General features: G+C 64.8%; 17 protein-coding genes. 7 read left to right on the top strand and 10 right to left on the bottom strand.

The window, feature by feature from the left end; translation table 11 throughout:
- Positions 1-8: 8 nt before the first annotated feature.
- On the bottom strand, positions 9-1,241 hold the full coding sequence (locus tag PCA31118_RS24975; protein ID WP_150627651.1) for an efflux RND transporter periplasmic adaptor subunit: 1,233 nt from the start codon (positions 1,239-1,241) through the stop codon (positions 9-11).
- A 480-nt stretch (positions 1,242-1,721) separates the two neighbouring features.
- Here PCA31118_RS24975 and PCA31118_RS24980 point away from each other — a divergent pair, with 480 nt between their 5' ends.
- The 4 genes from PCA31118_RS24980 (at position 1,722) to modC (ending at position 5,580) form a co-directional block, all read left to right on the top strand.
- Entirely contained in the window at positions 1,722-2,387 is a 666-nt protein-coding gene (locus PCA31118_RS24980; protein WP_150627652.1) for a TetR family transcriptional regulator, read from the top strand.
- Positions 2,388-2,882: 495 nt separating this feature from the next.
- Complete coding sequence (gene modA / locus PCA31118_RS24985) at positions 2,883-3,761, top strand: molybdate ABC transporter substrate-binding protein (RefSeq protein WP_246190426.1); 879 nt, start codon at positions 2,883-2,885, stop codon at positions 3,759-3,761.
- Between the two features lie 24 nt (positions 3,762-3,785).
- Positions 3,786-4,484, top strand: a complete 699-nt coding sequence (gene modB / locus PCA31118_RS24990) for a molybdate ABC transporter permease subunit (RefSeq protein WP_044456641.1) — start codon at positions 3,786-3,788, stop codon at positions 4,482-4,484.
- Positions 4,474-5,580, top strand: coding sequence for a molybdenum ABC transporter ATP-binding protein (modC, locus tag PCA31118_RS24995; protein ID WP_150627653.1), 1,107 nt, complete (start codon positions 4,474-4,476; stop codon positions 5,578-5,580). Before modB ends, modC begins: the two co-directional genes overlap by 11 nt.
- A 162-nt stretch (positions 5,581-5,742) precedes the next feature.
- Here the strand turns inward: modC and PCA31118_RS25000 are convergent, their stop codons facing one another.
- The 5 genes from PCA31118_RS25000 to PCA31118_RS25020 all read right to left on the bottom strand — a co-directional run bounded on the left by PCA31118_RS25000 (position 5,743) and on the right by PCA31118_RS25020 (position 9,009).
- Positions 5,743-6,027, bottom strand: coding sequence for a pentapeptide MXKDX repeat protein (locus PCA31118_RS25000; RefSeq protein ID WP_150627654.1), 285 nt, complete (start codon positions 6,025-6,027; stop codon positions 5,743-5,745).
- Between the two features lie 105 nt (positions 6,028-6,132).
- Complete coding sequence (locus PCA31118_RS25005) at positions 6,133-6,951, bottom strand: molybdopterin-dependent oxidoreductase (RefSeq protein WP_150627655.1); 819 nt, start codon at positions 6,949-6,951, stop codon at positions 6,133-6,135.
- A 60-nt stretch (positions 6,952-7,011) separates the two neighbouring features.
- Positions 7,012-7,647, bottom strand: coding sequence for a cytochrome b/b6 domain-containing protein (locus PCA31118_RS25010; RefSeq protein WP_246190427.1), 636 nt, complete (start codon positions 7,645-7,647; stop codon positions 7,012-7,014).
- A gap of 251 nt (positions 7,648-7,898) precedes the next feature.
- Complete coding sequence (locus PCA31118_RS25015; RefSeq protein WP_150627657.1) at positions 7,899-8,393, bottom strand: winged helix-turn-helix domain-containing protein; 495 nt, start codon at positions 8,391-8,393, stop codon at positions 7,899-7,901.
- Positions 8,383-9,009: an SRPBCC family protein gene (locus tag PCA31118_RS25020; RefSeq protein WP_150627658.1), complete on the bottom strand. Its 627-nt coding sequence runs from the start codon at positions 9,007-9,009 to the stop codon at positions 8,383-8,385. Before PCA31118_RS25020 ends, PCA31118_RS25015 begins: the two co-directional genes overlap by 11 nt.
- A 497-nt stretch (positions 9,010-9,506) precedes the next feature.
- On the opposite strand from PCA31118_RS25020, the gene PCA31118_RS25025 reads away from it, so the two are divergent.
- Complete coding sequence (locus PCA31118_RS25025) at positions 9,507-10,532, top strand: XdhC family protein (protein WP_150627659.1); 1,026 nt, start codon at positions 9,507-9,509, stop codon at positions 10,530-10,532.
- Between the two features lie 304 nt (positions 10,533-10,836).
- Here the strand turns inward: PCA31118_RS25025 and PCA31118_RS25030 are convergent, their stop codons facing one another.
- Positions 10,837-11,286, bottom strand: coding sequence for a carboxypeptidase-like regulatory domain-containing protein (locus PCA31118_RS25030; RefSeq protein WP_150627660.1), 450 nt, complete (start codon positions 11,284-11,286; stop codon positions 10,837-10,839).
- 102 nt (positions 11,287-11,388) lie between these two features.
- Positions 11,389-12,945, bottom strand: coding sequence for a DegQ family serine endoprotease (locus tag PCA31118_RS25035; protein ID WP_150627661.1), 1,557 nt, complete (start codon positions 12,943-12,945; stop codon positions 11,389-11,391).
- 302 nt (positions 12,946-13,247) lie between these two features.
- On the opposite strand from PCA31118_RS25035, the gene PCA31118_RS25040 reads away from it, so the two are divergent.
- Positions 13,248-13,637, top strand: coding sequence for a hypothetical protein (locus tag PCA31118_RS25040; RefSeq protein ID WP_150627662.1), 390 nt, complete (start codon positions 13,248-13,250; stop codon positions 13,635-13,637).
- Between the two features lie 51 nt (positions 13,638-13,688).
- Here the strand turns inward: PCA31118_RS25040 and PCA31118_RS25045 are convergent, their stop codons facing one another.
- Positions 13,689-15,083: an ATP-binding protein gene (locus PCA31118_RS25045; RefSeq protein ID WP_150627663.1), complete on the bottom strand. Its 1,395-nt coding sequence runs from the start codon at positions 15,081-15,083 to the stop codon at positions 13,689-13,691.
- On the bottom strand, positions 15,083-15,775 hold the full coding sequence (locus tag PCA31118_RS25050; protein WP_150627664.1) for a response regulator: 693 nt from the start codon (positions 15,773-15,775) through the stop codon (positions 15,083-15,085). The genes PCA31118_RS25045 and PCA31118_RS25050 overlap by 1 nt, the downstream gene beginning before the upstream one ends.
- 479 nt (positions 15,776-16,254) lie before the next feature.
- Between PCA31118_RS25050 and dacB the strand changes: the two genes are divergently transcribed.
- Positions 16,255-17,778, top strand: coding sequence for a D-alanyl-D-alanine carboxypeptidase/D-alanyl-D-alanine endopeptidase (dacB, locus tag PCA31118_RS25055; RefSeq protein ID WP_150627665.1), 1,524 nt, complete (start codon positions 16,255-16,257; stop codon positions 17,776-17,778).
- Positions 17,779-17,874 lie beyond the last annotated feature (96 nt).

Genomic DNA, 17,874 nt, shown 5'->3' on the forward strand with positions numbered 1-17,874 from the left:
GCTCCGCGTTATTGGGCTTTGGCGCTAGAGGCGGCGTCGGCCTGCGATGCGCTCGCTGCGGCCGGTGCGCTCGCACCTGCCGGCGCTTGCGCCTGTGCACCCGGCAACTGCGCCGGGACTGCCTTCGCCGGTGCGCCCGGGCGCACCTTCTGAAGACCGGACACGATCACCTGATCGCCTGCGGCCAGACCCGAGCTCACCAGCCACTTGTCGCCAACCGCACGGTCGGTGACGAGCTGACGCAGCTCGACCTTGCCTTCCTTGTTCACGATCAGCGCCGTGGGTTGCCCCTTCTGGTCACGCGTCACGCCTTGTTGCGGCACCAGCAGACCGCCTTCCTTCACACCTTCCTGGAGCTTGGCGTGCACGAACATGCCCGGCAGCAACTCACGATTCGGGTTCGGGAAAATGGCGCGCACCGTCACCGAACCGGTCGACTGGTCGACGGTGATGTCCGAGAACTGAAGCTTGCCTTCGAGCGGGTATGCCGTGCCGTCTTCCAGCGTCAGTTCGACCTTGGCGGCGTTCTTGCCGGCGCTCTGGAGCTTGCCGTCGGCAAGCGCGCGGCGCAGACGCAGGCCGTCTGCGGCCGATTGCGTCACGTCAACGTACATCGGGTCGATCTGCTGCACGGTCGTCATGAGCGTGGCGGCGCCCGCCTGCACGTACGCGCCTTCGGTCACTTGCGACAGACCGGTACGGCCCGAGATCGGGGCCGGCACGTCGGTGTAGCCCAGGTTGATCCGCGCCGTATCGACGGCAGCCTTGCCGGCCTGAACGTCCGCGTCGGCCTGCAGCGCGGCGGCGACCGCGTTGTCGTAGTCCTGCTTGGACACGGCTTCGACGGCGACCAGTTGCTTGTAGCGATCGGCCAGCAGCTTGGTCGAGGCCTGGTTCGCCACGGCCTTCGCCAGCGTTGCCTTGGCGTTTTCGTACGCGGCCTGATACGTGGCCGGATCGATCTTGTACAGACGCTGGCCTGCCTTGACGTCACCGCCTTCGGTGAAATCGCGCTTGAGCACGATGCCGTCCACGCGCGCACGCACGTCGGCAACGCGGTAAGGCGCCGTGCGCCCGGGCAGGTCGGTCGTCAGCGTAACGCTCTGGGGTTGCAGCGTCACGACGCCGACTTCCGGCACCATGCCCTGCGGCTGCTGCGGCTTCTTGCCGCACGCGGCCAGGGTCAATACCGCGAACGCTACGGCAGTGACCATCCCCAGTGAACTTCTCTTGACGTGCATATACGCCCCCGATAAATGGAATGCGGTCAAACAAAATGACGAATACGTTGCGACGATTGCGACGGCGAAGGCCGGTCCGCAATCCCGTCGCACAAAGGCGGGCGGCGAGTGCCAATAGGGCCCGTGATGTGCGGGCCATCGGAGACAAGCCCGTGTGGCGGGCCAACAAGACGTCCCCGGGCGCGGCGGTTACCGCGCACGCTGGCACTCGAGTGAGATCGTCGAACAGGCTCCGGGACATCAGGCGACCTTGAGACACGCACCTAACATCCTGTGTGGCGGCGCGCCTTCCCCAATTCGCTTTCCCCGGTCAGGGAGGTTTCCCCTAGAGGAGGCAGCTTAAATGGTCCCTGTGCAATAGAGCAAGCGGCTGCTATTATAGATACATTCATGAATGTATGTAAATCACATTGCGTCGCAACATAATGCGGCGCCGTTTACATCGCATTTCACAATTTCCGCTGCCCCTGTGACACGACGATGGCCCGCAGAACGAAAGAAGAAGCGATCGAGACCCGCAATCTGCTGTTGGATACCGCCGAAGCGGTGTTCGCTCAGAAGGGCGTGTCGCGCACGTCGCTGGCCGACATCGCCGAGGCCGCCGGCCTGACCCGCGGCGCCATTTACTGGCACTTCAAGAACAAGATCGACCTCTTCAACGCCATGACGGATCGCATCCGTTTGCCGATGGAGCGCATGATCGACGAGGAATGCGCCGAGCCGGAAAACGGCGATCCGGTGTTGCGCATGCACGAGATCTGCAAGCTCGTGCTCAAGGAAACCGCCCGCAACGAGCGCCGCCGTCGCGTGCTCGACATTCTTTTCCACAAGTGCGAATACACGAACGAGATGCTCTCGGTACTGGAGCGCCAGCGCGAGGCCTGTGCCGACGGTAAGCAGCGCATCATGCGCGACATGGAGCGCGCCATCGAGCGCGGGCAATTACCGGCAGCGCTCGATACGCGGCGCGCGGCCATCATGCTGCACGCGCTGGTCGTCGGCATGATGTCCGACTGGCTGTTCCTGCCCGACTACGATCTCGGGGCGGAGTGCGACGCCGTGGTCGACGGCTTCTTCGATATGCTGCGCACGAGTCCCGCAATGCTGCGTCCGGGCGGCAAGGCAGTATTGCCGATGGCTGTCTGAGCCTCGGGGCGGCCTTACCTCGGACGGGTGCCGCCATTTACTACATATATTAATTAGCAGGCGCGCGGCGGCTGCCATCCCCCGCCGCCCCGCCCCCGTCCCTTCAGCCCCTCGTCCAGTCGCCTCTTCCAGTCGCCTCTCTCACTCGGTTCGTCGCTCGGCGCGCCCCTCCCCCTCACCGCCCTCACCGCCATCACCACCATCCCCGCCCGCTCGTGCCGTCATGACGTCATGCCACTCGCATGCGCATGGTGTCCCGATTTCGCCACTTCCTCAGGCGCAAACGCCGCACCGACGCGCATTCGGCTGCCGTGATACGGCATATGGCTGTACAGCGCCGCACCGTTATATATAATCCTACACAACGCATGACATTGCCCGGGCGACCGGCACGCCGGTCGCCCGTGTCAGTCGGGGGTGGCACGCTGGATCGCCACGGATCGTTGCCGCCGGACCACACATCAGCTTTCCCACCCCATGCTGGAGACCCGCTTCGTGAAAGCCGCTGCTGCCTTTTCCCTCACCGTTTGCCCGAAGTCCCTCGCATCAGGCGTCACTGAGGCCACTAAAGCCACTGAACCGACCGAAGCGATCAGAGCCACCGGCAAGTTGCTGCGCCGCGCGCTGAGTGTCACCGCCATCGGCGCGGCCGTGTTGTTTTCCGGTCACGTCGCCGCCCAGCAGGTATTCGCTGCGGCCAGCATGAAAGACGCGCTCGACGATCTTTCGGCCAGCTACGCAAAGGAGACGGGGAAGAAGCCGGTGCTGGTGTACGGGGCGAGCTCCACCCTCGCCCGTCAGATCGAAAAAGGCGCACCGGCGGACGTGTTCATCTCGGCCGATCAGGATTGGATGGACTACGCGCAGAAGCACGATCTGATCGACCCGAACACACGCCGCAATCTGCTGGGTAACGAACTGGTGCTGATTGCACCGGCCACGACCACCGGCGACGTCGACCTCAAGACGGGCGCCGACCTCGCAGCGAAGCTCGATCACGTACCGAACGGCAAACTCGCAATGGGCGACCCCGCGCACGTACCGGCGGGCCTGTACGGCAAGGCTGCACTCGAAAAGCTGGGGGTCTGGTCGAAGGTCCAAGGCAAGGTCGCTGCGGCCGATAACGTCCGCAATGCGCTGCTGCTCGTCGCGCGCGGTGAAGCGCCGTACGGCATCGTCTACAAGACGGACGCGAACGCCGAGAAGCGGGTGCGCATCGCCGGGACATTCCCCGCAGACAGCCACGCGCCGATCGTCTACCCGGTCGCCTTGACGAAGCAGGCCAACCGCGCCGATGCCGATCCGTTCTACAAATTCCTGCAAACGCCCACGGCGCAGGCCACGTTCCAGCGTTTCGGTTTCAGCCGTCCCTGATCTCCCATCGAGGAAGTGACCGTTATGGGCCTGACCCCGGACGAGTGGGGCATCGTCGAACTCAGCCTGCGCGTCGGTCTGTGGGGCACGCTTTGCAGCCTGCCCTTCGCCTATGCCGCCGCCTGGCTGCTCGCCCGCCGGCACTTCCCCGGCAAGGCGCTGCTCGATGCCGTTCTGCATCTGCCCCTCGTGCTGCCGCCCGTCGTGGTCGGCTTCGCGCTACTGGTGCTGTTCGGCGCACAAGGCGCCATCGGCAAACTTCTGCGCGAGTGGTTTCACTTCACCTTTGCCTTTCGCTGGACGGGGGCCGCGCTCGCTGCCGGCGTGATGGGATTCCCGCTGCTCGTGCGCGCCATCCGGCAGGCGCTCGAAGCGTCGGACACGAAGCTGGAGCAAGCGGCACAGACGCTCGGCGCAGGCCCGTGGCTCACCTTTCTCACCGTCACGTTGCCACTCACGGCCACCGGCGTGCTGCACGGCTTCGTGCTGGCATTTGCGCGCGCGCTCGGCGAGTTCGGCGCCACCATCACCTTCGTCTCGAACATTCCCGGGCAAACGCAGACGTTGCCCCTCGCGATCTACACCGCCACGCAAGTCCCCGACGGCGACGCCATGGTCTGGCGCCTGTGCGCGATATCGGTCGTGCTGGCCGTCGCCACGCTCATCTTCTCCGAAGTCATGATCCGCTTCGGCAATCGCAAGGCGCTCGGTCATGACGGTTGACGTTCGTCTCCAACATCGCTTCGGTGACTTCACCCTCGACGCCGAGTTCGCCGTCGGCATGGGCGTGAGCGCACTGTTCGGTCCGTCCGGCAGTGGCAAGAGCACCGTGGTCAATGCGGTGTCCGGCCTGCTCAGGCCCGACGCCGGGCGCATCGTCGTGGGCGACGATGTCCTCTTCGACAGCGCCGCCGGCATCGCACTGCCCGCCTGGCGCAGGCGCATCGGCTACGTGTTTCAGGACGCTCGCCTGCTGCCGCACTTCACCGTCCGCCAGAACCTGCTCTTCGGTCGCTGGCTGCGACGCCGCGACGTGGCGGCTGCGGGCACCGGCGCCATCGCGCCGGAGCATGTGGTCGACGTGCTCAACCTCGGACATTTACTGAACCGGCGTCCGGGCGCCTTGTCGGGCGGGGAAAAGCAGCGCGTGGGTATCGGCAGAGCGTTGCTGTCGTGCCCGCGCCTGCTCCTCATGGACGAGCCGCTCGCGTCGCTCGATCATGCGCGGCGTCTGGAAGTGCTCGACTATCTGAATCGCATCCGGCACGAGTTGAAATTGCCGGTGCTGTACGTCACGCACTCGCTCGACGAAGTGATGCGGCTGGCCGATCAGGTGGTGCTCTTCAAGGACGGTCGCACGATCTCGCAAGGGGCGCCGGCCGACGTTCTGAACGTGCATCGTGACGCCTTCGATAGCGCTGCCGAGGCCCCCGGCACGGTGCTGGAGACGCGCATCGTCGCGCACGACGCACGGTATGGCCTCACCGAACTGGCCGTAGGCGGCGGCGACACGATTCGCCTGCGGGTGCCGCGCGCGGGCGGACAGGCAGGCGACGTCTGCCGCATCCTCGTTCGCGAGCGCGACGTCGCCGTTGCCACTTCGGCGCCGGTCGACACCAGCGTGCTCAACGTGTTGCGTGCACGGGTCGCAACACTGCGCGACATGGGCGACGCGGTAGAAGTGAGTGCGACGTTGCATGGCGACGGTACGCCTACCGTGCTGCGTGCACGTATTACACGATACTCGGCCGATCAGTTGCGCCTCGCACCGGGCCATGACGTCTATCTGCTCATCAAATCGGTTGCGCTGACCCGGTAGTCCACGCATGCGCCGATGCACTGCGTCCCCTTCGGCGCATCGCGCAAAAACACAAGGCGTCGCAACGGCATTGCGTTGCGACGCCTTGTCGGGCCGCATCAGGCTGCATCAGGCCGCATCAGGCCTAATGGCGCTGAATTACGCCTGCACAGCCGCGATGGCTCACTTGCTCATCGCGTCGCCTTTGCCCATCGCGTCGCCCTTCTTCATCGCATCGCCCTTGCCCATCGCGTCGCCTTTCTTCATGGCGTCGCCTTTGCCCATGGCATCGTGCTTGGCCATCGCATCGCCCTTCTTCATGGCGTCGCCTTTACCCATGGCGTCGGGCTTGGCCATGGCGTCGCCCTTGCCCATCGCATCTGTCTTGCTCATCGCGTCCTGCGCAAATGCTGCGCCGGTGCCGAGCGCCAGGCTCATTGCCATCACTGCCAGATATCGCGTCTTCATTGCTATGACTCCATGATTGAGAATTTTTAGTGAGACGTTTCCTGTCCGTCCCGTGATCGTGCAGCCATGCGCACCGGGGTCGGTCGAGCCGCCCCGGCCGTCACATCAACTGCCGCCGAACCAGTTGTAGCCCTGGTCCTCCCAGTACCCGCCCGAGTACGTGTTGGTCACGTAGATCGCTTGGATATGTTTGGGATTCTTGTAGCCGAGCTTCGTGGGAATGCGCAGCTTCATGGGGAAGCCGTACTCCCTCGGCAGCGTCTGGCCGTCGTAGGTCAGCGCGAGCAGCGTCTGCGGGTGCAGCGCCGTCGGCATGTCGATACTCGTGTAGTAATCGTCCGCGCATTTGAAGCCGACGTATCTGGCTGTCGTGTCCGCGCCGATGCGACGCAGAAAATCGGCGAACGTCACGCCGCCCCAGCGACCGATGGCGCTCCACCCTTCCACGCAAACGTGTCGCGTGATTTGCTCCGCGGCCCGTGGCGCTGCGAACTCGCGCAAGGCGTCGAGCCGCCACGGCGCCTTGTCCGCGATCAGCCCCGACAGCTCCAGCCGGTAGTCGGCTTCTTCCACGACCGGCGCTTCGTCGATCGAGTAGAACGCATTGAACGGGAACGGACGCGTGATCGCCGAGGCGGGGAACGTCGGGGCAAGCACGTCCCGACGAAACAGCGCGGCCTGCACCCGGTCGTTCCAGCGAGAGATCTTGTTCAGCGCCGACTCCACGCTCGCGTTGTCGTCGAGCGAGCAGCCCGAGAGCAGCGCCACACCACCGAGCGACAACGTGCGCGTGAGAAACGCCCTGCGCGAGGGTTCGGCCACACGACGCGCCATCAGCGCGCGGGCTTCGTGGAGAATCGCGTCGCCGTCGCGAATGAGCGGCGCGTGGGGCGCGACGATGTTGGATTTGCGTTCAAGGCTCATGACAGTGCCGTCCTGATGTGTAATCTCGCGTCGTCACCGTTCAGAAGGTGACGTCGACGCTCAGCGCCCGGTGATCATGGTGCGCAGCGTGCGTGGTACCAGCGCCACCATCACCACGTGAATCGCGACGAACCCCACCAGCGCGGCCATCGCAATGAAGTGAACGAGACGCGCGCCCTGGAATCCGCCGAAAAGCGTGCACAGCCAGCCGAGTTGCACGGGCTTCCAGATCGCAAGCCCCGAGGCGATGAGCAGCACGAGATCGAGCACGGCGAAGAGATAAGCGGCACGCTGCACCTGGTTGTAGTGACGGGGATCGTCGTGCGCAAGTCGACCCCGCGCAGCGGCGAAGAGATCGCGCACCACGCCCCGCGGTGTGAGCGGAAAGAAGCGCCGCACGAAACGTCCGCTCGCGAGGTTCGTGAGCAGATAGATCAGCCCGTTGGCGGCGAGCAGCCACATCGCGGCGAAATGCCATAGCAGCGCACCGCCGAGCCAGCCGCCGAGGGTCATCTCGTTAGGAAAACGGAAAGCGAAGATGGGTGAGGCGTTATAGATGCGCCAGCCGCTCATGACCATCACGACGACCGCCAGCACGTTGAGCCAGTGGGTCACGCGCAGCCATGCCGGCTGGACGGGCGCACGCCGCGCGGGCGGCTGTGTCGCAGGGGGCGCGGTCTTCGTCAGGGTGGACATCGGCATCTCCATCGCAGCGATTGCGTTCGATGGAGCTAGTGTCGCGTCGGGCCAGTGACGAAGTCCTCACGAAAAAATAACGTTTTCGTGAGGATCGTAAAAATATTCGGATCTCGGGCGGTAATCGGCGTCGACTATGCGCTGGAAATGCGTCGGCGTGTGCGCGCAAAGTCCTTCGATTTCGCGGGCGGGATGGCCGCAAACCCTTGGCTGGCGGGGATCGGACGAATCCGAGGTTGGCGGGACGTTAATCAGACGTCGTCCGGTTCGATCGACTTGCCGCTTTTGAGATATGCGTCGAAAGTCGGCACGTGAGCGTCGAGCAATGAGCGAATTTCGTTAATGAGGGTGTCGTAATGAGCGACGAGATTCTGCGCGAAGGGCGTAAGTTGCGCCCCGCCACCGGATACGCCGCCGATATGACGCGTGACAAGCGGCTCGCGGAACTCGTGATTCATCGCCTCGACCAGCAGCCAGGCGCGCCGATAAGACATGTTCATGCGCCGTGCCGCCGCCGAGATCGAACCGGTCGCCTCGATGGCGCGCAGCAGCGTGAGACGCCCCGGCCCGAACACCGGCGTTTCTCCATCGCGAATACGTACGCGAACATCGTAGCCCGCTACGCCGGCGACAGCGGGTTCCTTGCTGGCGGCTTCCGGCGCTTGAGCGCTCTCGAGCAATTCCCTGGTCGCGTCGGGCGCAGCAACGATCTGAGCTTGTTTTGCCTGACGCCGTTCAGCTGGCATGGTTGCCCCACATCACGATGAAGATCAGTACCAGCAACGCGACGGCCCATGGCCACCAGCGCGCCATCTTGCCCCGCGCGGACGGCATGTCGCGTGTGGCGGCGTCCGTGGCGAGCGCTGCCGCGATCTCGCCGTCGGCGGCAACAGGGTCGTTCAGCGCGTGATGCGGCGCGACGGCCGCCGTCAGACGGCGAAAAAACTCGTCGGCGAGCTTGCGCACAGCGGCTTGCATTGCGGGCGAATCGAGGCCCGCGCGATCTCCGGCTTCTCCGCCGAGCTGTGCCTTGAGGTCATACGTGAGCAATGTGCTCATCGGTCCTTGCGCGTGCAGCGTAACGGCAGCGCGGCCGCGCGTGTGCCCGGCAGACGAGCCCAACCCGTCGAAGTTCAAGGTGTAGGCCGTAGGCACGACGACATCGGTGAGCTTGATGCGACCGGTCCAGCGTCCGGCCAGAGGTCCGAGCGTTGCGGCCACCACGATGGTCCACGTCGTCTCGTCCACGCGCTCAATCGACTCGCAACCGGGAATGCATCCCTGCAGGACGCCCGGATCGTTCAACGCGATCCACGCGACGTCCCGGGCAACCGGAAGTTGCCGACTGCTCTGTAGTTCCATGGCTTCGTCTCCTTGGCGTGCTCAGGTCCGTTGTGAACGATGACCGTTGTCGCGATTGTGAAGGAAAGCGGTGGAGTGATGCGGCGTTGTCTCGAACATCGAAGTATTGTGACACGAGTTACCGCTCGTCAGACTACGAGACCGGTCGCCTGGCAGTGGCGTCCCGTGAGCACGCCGCCAACAGTCCCTCGTCCAGCATCCATCGTCCATCGTGCTGATGCGCCGAAGCGCTAATGCGCAAACAGGGCCGAGAGGGCCGATGACCGGAATATCGGGTGGAATACAGCGCACGCCAAGGCGCGATATACTCGCCGAATCACATCGAGTGGCCTCCTATGGGCAACCCATGCCTTCGTGACGCACGAAGGTCGGCATCCCCCGGCAGGGTCCGAGGCGGGATCGGGATTGACCCGGGATTGACCCGGGATTGCCCTCGGATTGACTCGAAAATTATTGGATCAACGGCCGTTCGCGAATTGGCGAAGGAAACGAGTGCTATGGACAGTGTCGATCTGGAAGTGCTGAAGTCCGCCGTACAGTGGACCCGCGCAGGCTTTTTCGTCACGCTGGGCACCGTTGTGCGCACCTGGGGCTCGGCCCCGCGCCCCGTGGGCTCGATGCTCGCGATCCGCGAAGACGGTCATCTGGTCGGTTCCGTGTCGGGCGGTTGCGTCGAAGACGATCTGGTCGCCCGCATTCGCGCCGGCGACTGGCCGCAGGACCGCCCTCAGGTCACCAGCTATGGCGTTACCGCCGAGGAAGCTCATCGCTTCGGCCTGCCCTGTGGCGGCACGCTGCAACTGGTGCTCGAACCCGTGCGGGACACTTCGCGCATCGAGGAGTTACTCGACGCCATCGGGAAGTTTCGTCTCGTTGTTCGCGAACTGGACATGAAGACCGGCGCCGTGCGTATGGCGCCCGGACATCACACGCCGTCCGTCGAATTCGACGGCGAGCGGCTCATCACATCGCATGGCCCGCGTCACCGGCTGATCGTGATCGGTGCCGGACAACTCTCGAAGTACGTCGCGAGCATGGCCAGCGCGCTCGACTATCACGTGATCGTGTGCGATCCACGCAGCGAGTACGCAGACGAATGGCAGGTGCCCGGCACCGAACTCTCCCGCGAGATGCCCGACGACCTCATCGTGCGTCTGCAACTCGACTCGCACAGCGCCGTGCTCACCCTCACGCACGACCCGAAGCTCGACGACATGGCGCTGCTCGAAGCGCTCAAGTCACCGGCGTTTTACATCGGCGCCATCGGCTCGCGCGTGAACAATGCGCGACGTCGCGAACGTCTGTCGCTATTCGATCTGAGCACGACCGAAATCGAGCGGCTGCACGGCCCGGTCGGCATGCATCTCGGCGCCCGTACGCCTGCCGAAATCGCGGTCGCGATTCTCGCCGAAATGACCGCGATCAAGAACGGCATCGCGGTCACGCAGACGTTCGCCATGCGTACCGGCGAGCCTCCCTCCCCCGAGCAGACAGCCAGCGACGCGTGTCGTAGCGCGGCCTGAGCGGCATCGACGGGCGGGCCTCGCATGCGCTGAAATCGCGGCGCGGCGCCTTTCACGTCTCCGGCCTATGGTGCATCTCGCGCATCTTGCCCACGTCGCGCCCGCCTGACATTCACACAAAAAAAGCGCCGCCACGATAGACATGGCGGCGCAACTCGCTCACTCGTTGCAGAGTGTTACTGCTGGGTGTTGCTGGGTGTTGCTGGGTGTTGCCGGGTGATACCGGGTGATGCCTGGGACTGCCTGATACTGCCTGGGTCACTTCACCGTCTGCGGTGCAGCGCTCGTCCGACTGATCGGCACATCAGTCGTGCGGCCACAGGAAGGATGCGACGGCGTGCCCCTTGGCGGATACCTTCACGTCCTTCGTCATGGGCTTGCCGTTGTACGTCACCTTCACGGTGTAATTGCCGTCGGGCAACTTCACCAGCATGTACGGACCTTTCGAGCGGGTGTCGAGCACCGTCGTGCCGCCTTGCATGATCTGCACCTGCGCGTCGGCAATGTATTCGTTCTTGCCGTCGCCGCGCGCGGCCATCTCGATGGACAGCGGCCAGCGCGACGCTTCACGTTTGAAAGTGCCCGATTCGTCGCTATCGATACCGCCAGAGACGTAGGTCACATTGCCCTGCTGCATCGACGGCGGCAGCGAGCCGCCCTGCGCGTGGGCGACGGAGACGCCGCCCAGACTTCCCGTCAGTGCTGCTGCGGCGGCGGCAGCCACCGTCCAGCGTTGCCATTGTTTCTGCCACATAGTCAACCTCCCCTTGCATGAATTCACGATGCTGGAAGCCCATGGCATCCCATGGCGGTCTTGTCGACGTCAGGCGTAGCGGTAAGCCGTACGCCGCGAGCCTCAGCCGAGGTCGACCGGGATGAAAATCTGTTGCCCGTCGCGCTGCACGAGTAACGCGACGTTATTACCCGCCTTCCTGAGCTTCTCGCTCAGTTGCGCGGCGCTCGTGACCGGTGTGCCGTTGAGCGAGAGGATGATGTCGCCCGGCTCCACCCCCGCCTGCGCCGCCGGACCGCCAGCCCGTGCGACCAGCAGACCGTTCGTGACCTGCGCCGCGCGCTTTTCCTGCGGCGAGAGCTCGCGAACCGCCAGTCCCAGACGGCCGTGCGTCGCCGAATCGTCGGCACTTGCCACATCCTTCGTCTCGTTGAGCGCCGCGACCTTCACGCTCACGTCCTGCTTTGCGCCGTTGCGCCACACCGTGAGCGTGGCGGTCTGCCCCGGGCGCATATCCGCGATCTTCTCCGGCAATTGCACCGAATCGTCGATGGTCGTGCCGTTGACCGCGAGAATCACGTCGCCCGGTTTCAGGTCCGACTTCGCCGCCGGTCCGTTCTTATCGATGGACGACACGAGCGCTCCGGTCGGCTTGGGCAGACCGAACGACTTCGCGAGCGACTGATTCACTTCCTGAATCGCTACGCCGATGCGGCCGCGACTTACCTTGCCGTACTGCTGAAGCTGCGTCTTGACCTTCATGGCCATGTCGATCGGAATCGCAAACGACAGGCCCTGGAAACCGCCCGTGCGCGAGTAGATCATCGAATTGATGCCGATGACCTCGCCGTTCAGATTGAACAGCGGTCCGCCCGAATTACCCGGATTGACCGGCACGTCGGTCTGAATGAACGGCGTGTAGTTCTCGTCCGGCAACGCACGTGCCTTGGCGGAGACGATGCCCGCCGTCACGGTGTTGTCGAAGCCGTACGGCGAACCGATCGCCACGACCCACTCACCCGCCTTCGACTTCGACGGATCGCCGATCTTCACCGTCGGCAAATCCGTGGCGGCAATCTTGAGCAACGCGACGTCACTCGCCTTGTCGCTGCCCACCACCTTGGCTTTGTACTCGCGCTTGTCGGTGAGTTTCACTGTCACCTGACTCGCATCGTCCACGACATGAGCGTTGGTCAGGATGTAACCGTCCGGACTCACGATGAAACCCGAACCAAGGCTGCGCGTCGGCCCGCCGCTGTCGTCGCCGCCACCGTTGTCGCCGCCGTCATTGCCGGGCGCGCCATAAAAGTGACGAAAGAACTGGAACAGCGGGTCGTTCTGATCCATGCCCGGCGGCAATTGATTCGCGGCCGAGCCTCGTTGCGCCGAAGGTTTCCCATCGTGCGTCACACTGATGTTGACTACCGCCGGTCCGTATTGTTCCGCCAGTTGCGAGAAGTCCGGCACGAGCATACGTGGCGCGGTATTCGGCGCATTGGCGGGGGCATTCTGGACGTTGGCCACCGGCGTCGCCGCCGCAGCGCTTGCCGCGCTGGCGTCGGCCACCATTTCTGAGGCGAGCGGCGCCTGCCAGTGCTGACGCCCGGCGACATAACCGCCCGTCAATGCGACGAGTACGGCACTGGCAACCAGCGTACGAGTGAGCTTCGAGGTCCGCATGAGTCTCTCCTTCCGACAACCACGTTTGAACATGACTGCCATCGTAGAGAGGCTCCCTTAAGAGAACCTTAAGAAGCGCACCGAGCCGAGACTCATTGCACGCGGCCACTTTCGTGCGTCGACGTGTGAAGGTCACGCATCGAGCGAGGACAAGCGCAATCATTGCGCGCTATGCGTGACGACTGCATGCGTTTGAAGGCGCAACTCGCGTGGTTCGCCTTGCGGATGAGGGACACCGTTGCCTACGGTGGCGTAGTGGCGCAATCCCGCGCCGCAAGTATTCGTCTTCAGGAGAAGTCGCTATGGCTATGCAAATCGATCGTCACGTTTGCCGAATGCTCCGCTGGACGGGGACCGCCGGCGCCGTCGTGTGTCTGGCATTCGCCACGACCGCACATGCGGCGTCGGGCAACGGTAACGGCACGGGTACGCAGGGCCCTGCTGAGTCGATGCCGACGCAGGGACCGATGTCAGGCCAGATGCAGGGGCAGAACACCTGCCCGACCGATGCGCCTGCCGATCAGGCGCTCGTGGGCAAGTCGCTCACGGAAGCGAAATCAATGCTGAGGGGATGCCCGTGGCGCATCGGCATGCAGGACGGCAAGGCCATGCCGACCACACGCGACCATCGCCCGGATCGCCGCACGCTCACCATCGAGCACGACAAGGTGACGGAAGTCACGCGCGGATAAGCGTCTGGGCCAACCGTCAACGGGGTGCCGGTGGCGACGCCGGCACCGGAATCAAAGCGCGGGAGGCGCCGAGGTCGCGCCACCGAAACTCACCCGCACGCGCAGCCCGTGGCCGTTACGGGCATCGAACAACTCCACGTGCGCGCCATGCGCCCGGGCGATGTTGCGCACGATGGCAAGCCCAAGGCCGCTGCCTTGCGCGCGCGGCGCGGTGGCCTCTTCGTGACCCGACGCAGAGACGGCTGACGACGCGTGCGCTGCCGTAGTGGCCCCGCCCCGGAAGAAACGGTCGAACACCCGCTCTCGCTCGGCAGCGGGAATGCCCGGGCCGGTATCTTCGATTTCGACGACGGGCGACGGCAGCGCCGACACCAGACGCACATCCACATGCCCCCCGCGCGGTGTGTATTTCAGCGCGTTATCGACGAGATTGCCGAACAGTGTTTGCAACGCGTTCGCATCGCCATGTACGCGGGCGATGGCGGCCAGCGCATCGGGGGCGTCCAGCCCCAGGTCGATACCTCGCGCGACGGCGAGCGCCGCATGATGAGCCACCACGTCCTGCAGCAGCGGCGACAGCGGCAAGTCGGCGAATGCGGCGGCAGCGCGCGCGGCGTCGGGCTCCTGACGCGCCAACGTGAGCAATTGCGCAACCATGTGCGACGCGCGTCGCACGCCCTCGCGCAAATCGCGCATTGCTTCGGCGCGCGCCGCTTCCGTATCGGCGCGTTCGAGCAACTGCACCTGAAGCTGCAACGCGGCAAGCGGCGTGCGAAGTTCGTGCGCTGCGTCCGCAACAAAGGCCTTTTGCTGCACCAGCGCTTCATCGAGGCGCCCGAGCAGGCTGTTGAGGGCGCGCACGAGCGGCCTCACTTCATCCGGCAATCCCGCCTCGGGGAACGCTTCGAGCGCCCCCGGCGCACGGGCATCGAGCGCCTTCGTCACCCGACGCAGCGGACGCAGCCCACGCCCGACCACGATCCACACGAGCAACCCGAGCAGCGGCATCGCCACGACCAGTGGCAGCAGCGTGCGCAACGCCATCGAGACCGCCAGCGAATCGCGAATGACCATCGGTTGCGCGAGTTGCACGACGTTGTCGCCGACGCGCGCCGCATAGACACGCCAGTCGCCCACCGGCGTCTGCACGGTGGTGAAACCGAGTTCCGCCCGCGGCGGCAACGGCGTGCGCGGATGCGAGTAATACAACTCCACGCCGTTGCGGCTCCATATCTGGATCACGAGACCTTCCGTGTCGTTGTGCTCGCCCGGCACGCTGGAAAACGATTCGGCCGGCAGCGACAAGGCCATCTGCTGCAACTGGAAGTCGAACAACTCATTGGCCTCGGTGCGCGCCTGACGGAAGATCGCGATGCCCGCGAGCACCAGCGCGATGGCCAGCGTCAGCAACAGGCCGACGAGAAGGCGGCGACGTATCGAGCGCATCAGTTCGCCTCCGGGGCGTTGTCCATATCGCTCGTTTTGGTTGGCATCATGTATCCGACACCACGTACGGTGCGGATAGCATCAGCGCCGAGCTTCTTGCGCAGGCCGTGAATGTGCACTTCGACGGCATTGCTCGCCACCTCTTCGCCCCAACCGTAGATGCGCTCTTCGAGTTGTGTCTTCGACAGCACGGCCCCCGGGCGATTGAGCAACGCTTCGAGCACGGCGTATTCGCGCGCGGAGAGCACGACGGGCGCGCCGTCGCACGATACCTGGCGCGTGGCAGGATCGAGCACGATAGCGCCATGGCGCAACAGCGGTTCGCTGCGCCCGGCCTGACGCCGCACGAGCGCGCGCAGGCGTGCCGCCAGTTCATCGAGATCGAAAGGTTTGACGAGGTAGTCGTCGGCCCCCGCGTCGAGACCTTTGACGCGATCGGCCACCGCATCGCGCGCGGTGGCGATCAGGACCGGCAGCGTCTGGCCGCGAGAACGTAACGTACGTAGCACGTCGATGCCATCGCGACGCGGCAGACCGAGATCGAGCAACAAAGCGTCGTACGACTCGACGGCGAGCGCATCGAGTGCGCGCTGCCCGTCGCCGACATGGTCGACGGTCCAACCGTCCTGGCGCAGCCCCTTGGCGACGGCCGCGGCGATCATCGCATCGTCTTCCACCAACAGAATTCGCATGAATCAGGCACCGTTATATGCGTTGGTCGAGGCGTCTCGGCAACCCATGCCATGTCGCATGATGTTGCCTTCGAGTGACACTGCCGTCGAATTCGACTCATTGTAGCGACAGTTCGTTGCAGGCCGGACTTACAATGTCACGCATGTGCCGCGCGCCCAGACGCACGCGCGGCCGACTCTATTGCTTAACATTGCTGCGTCGCCGCGTCCGCCCGGGAATGCGCGTGCCTCACGCGCATTCGGCCCTGCGGGCTCGCTGTGCGCAACACTGGAGAAATTCGCCCGTCATGCGCGTGCCCTACTTCCCTGGCCTACCCCGCTCATTGCGCTCATTCCATTCATTCGGCACCTCACGCCACGCCTGGCTTCCCCACCTTGCCGCCTCCGGATCGTCTCGCGCCGGCACCGCCATCGACAACCTTTCCGATGGCGCTCGTATCGCTCGTATCGCTCGTATCGTTGGTGTCGCTCGTGCGGGCATGACGACAGTAAAGACAGTGACGGCGCTGAGTGCAGCGCTGGCGGTGGCCATGGTCGTGAGTGCGCCGGTGCAGGCCAAGCCGGCCAAGATAGCGAAGAAGGCCCCCAGAGTGCCGGTCACCGCCGCGCACGCCACGCCGCTGCCGCAACCGCTGGCGCGCGCGCTTGCCGCGAGTCAGGTCCCGGCCGCGCACGTCAGCGTGATCGTTGCGAAAGTCGACAATCCGTTGCAGACGCGTGGCGCCGTTCCCGCCCCGATGCTTGCGCTCAACGCCAACGTGCCCCGCAATCCGGCCTCGACGATGAAGCTCGTCACGACGATAGCCGCACTGGACATGCTGGGTCCCGACTACCGTTGGCGCACGCAGGCGTTCACCGACGGTCAGTCGGACGGCCGCACGCTCAACGGTAATCTGTACTTCAAGGGCACAGGCGACCCGAAGCTCGTGCCGGAAGAGATGGAGAAGTTCATCGCGGAACTGCGCAATGCGGGCGTGACGAACATCAACGGTGACATCGTGCTCGACCGCTCGGCGTACAGCGCCGATATCGGGGCGCAGGGTCCGATCGATGGCGACGTCGATCGCCCCTACAACGTAGCGCCGGACCCGTTGCTTTACTCGTTCAAGGCGATGTCGTTCACGTTCACGAGCAATCCCAACGGCACGGTCGACGTCGGTGTGCTGCCGCCGCTGGCGAACCTGCAGGTCGCCAACGAGATGTCGTCGGCGCCTGCCGGTAATTGCGGCGACTGGCTGAGCCGCATTCATCCCTCCGTGAGCACGACTGCCGACGGCGCCTATCTGGCGCACTTCTCGGGGCCGTACCCGGCGTCTTGCGAAGACAAGGGATGGAACATCGCCGCCCCTGACCGCGACCGCTTCTTTCTCGGTGGCTTCCGGGCCTTATGGCAGGCATCCGGCGGACAGTTCAACGGCAATGTGCGTACCGGGGTCGTGCCGCCCGGCGCGCGCCTGCTCGTCACGCATCGCGGTCAGACGCTGGCCGAAGTCGTGCACGACATGAACAAGTTCAGCAACAACGTCATGGCGCGGCAACTCTTTCTCACGCTGGGACTGGCCGCCGACGGCAAGACGCCGGCGAGCATCGCGCGCTCGCGCGACGTTCTCGGTCGCTGGCTCGACAAGTACGATCTCGCCATGCCCGGCCTCGTCGTGGAGAACGGCTCCGGGCTCTCGCGCGTGGAGCGCATCAGCGCCATGGAGCTGGCGCGACTACTGCAACACGGCATCAACAGCCCCACCGGGCAGGTGCTCGTCGAGTCGATGCCGACGGTCGGCGTGGACGGCACCATGCGCAACCGCCTGGTCAACCGCGACGTGGCGGGCAACGCCCATATAAAGACGGGCACGCTCGACGACGTGAGCGCGGTCGCGGGTTATGTGGCTACCCGCTCGGGCAGCACGTATGTCGTGGTGTCGCTGGTCAACGATGCACGCGCGAGCAACGCGCGCGGATTTAACGACGCGCTCATCTCGTGGGTGTACGAGAACGCTCCGTGACAACGTCGCGCAGCCCCGTACGCCTTCCCTGAGGTCACCGTAACCGGCTAACGAGCCTGCGCCCCGGACATTTGACGTTTCCCTCTAACCACCGCG

Origin of the sequence: Pandoraea captiosa (assembly GCF_902459775.1) — a bacterium.
Taxonomy (GTDB): domain Bacteria; phylum Pseudomonadota; class Gammaproteobacteria; order Burkholderiales; family Burkholderiaceae; genus Pandoraea; species Pandoraea captiosa.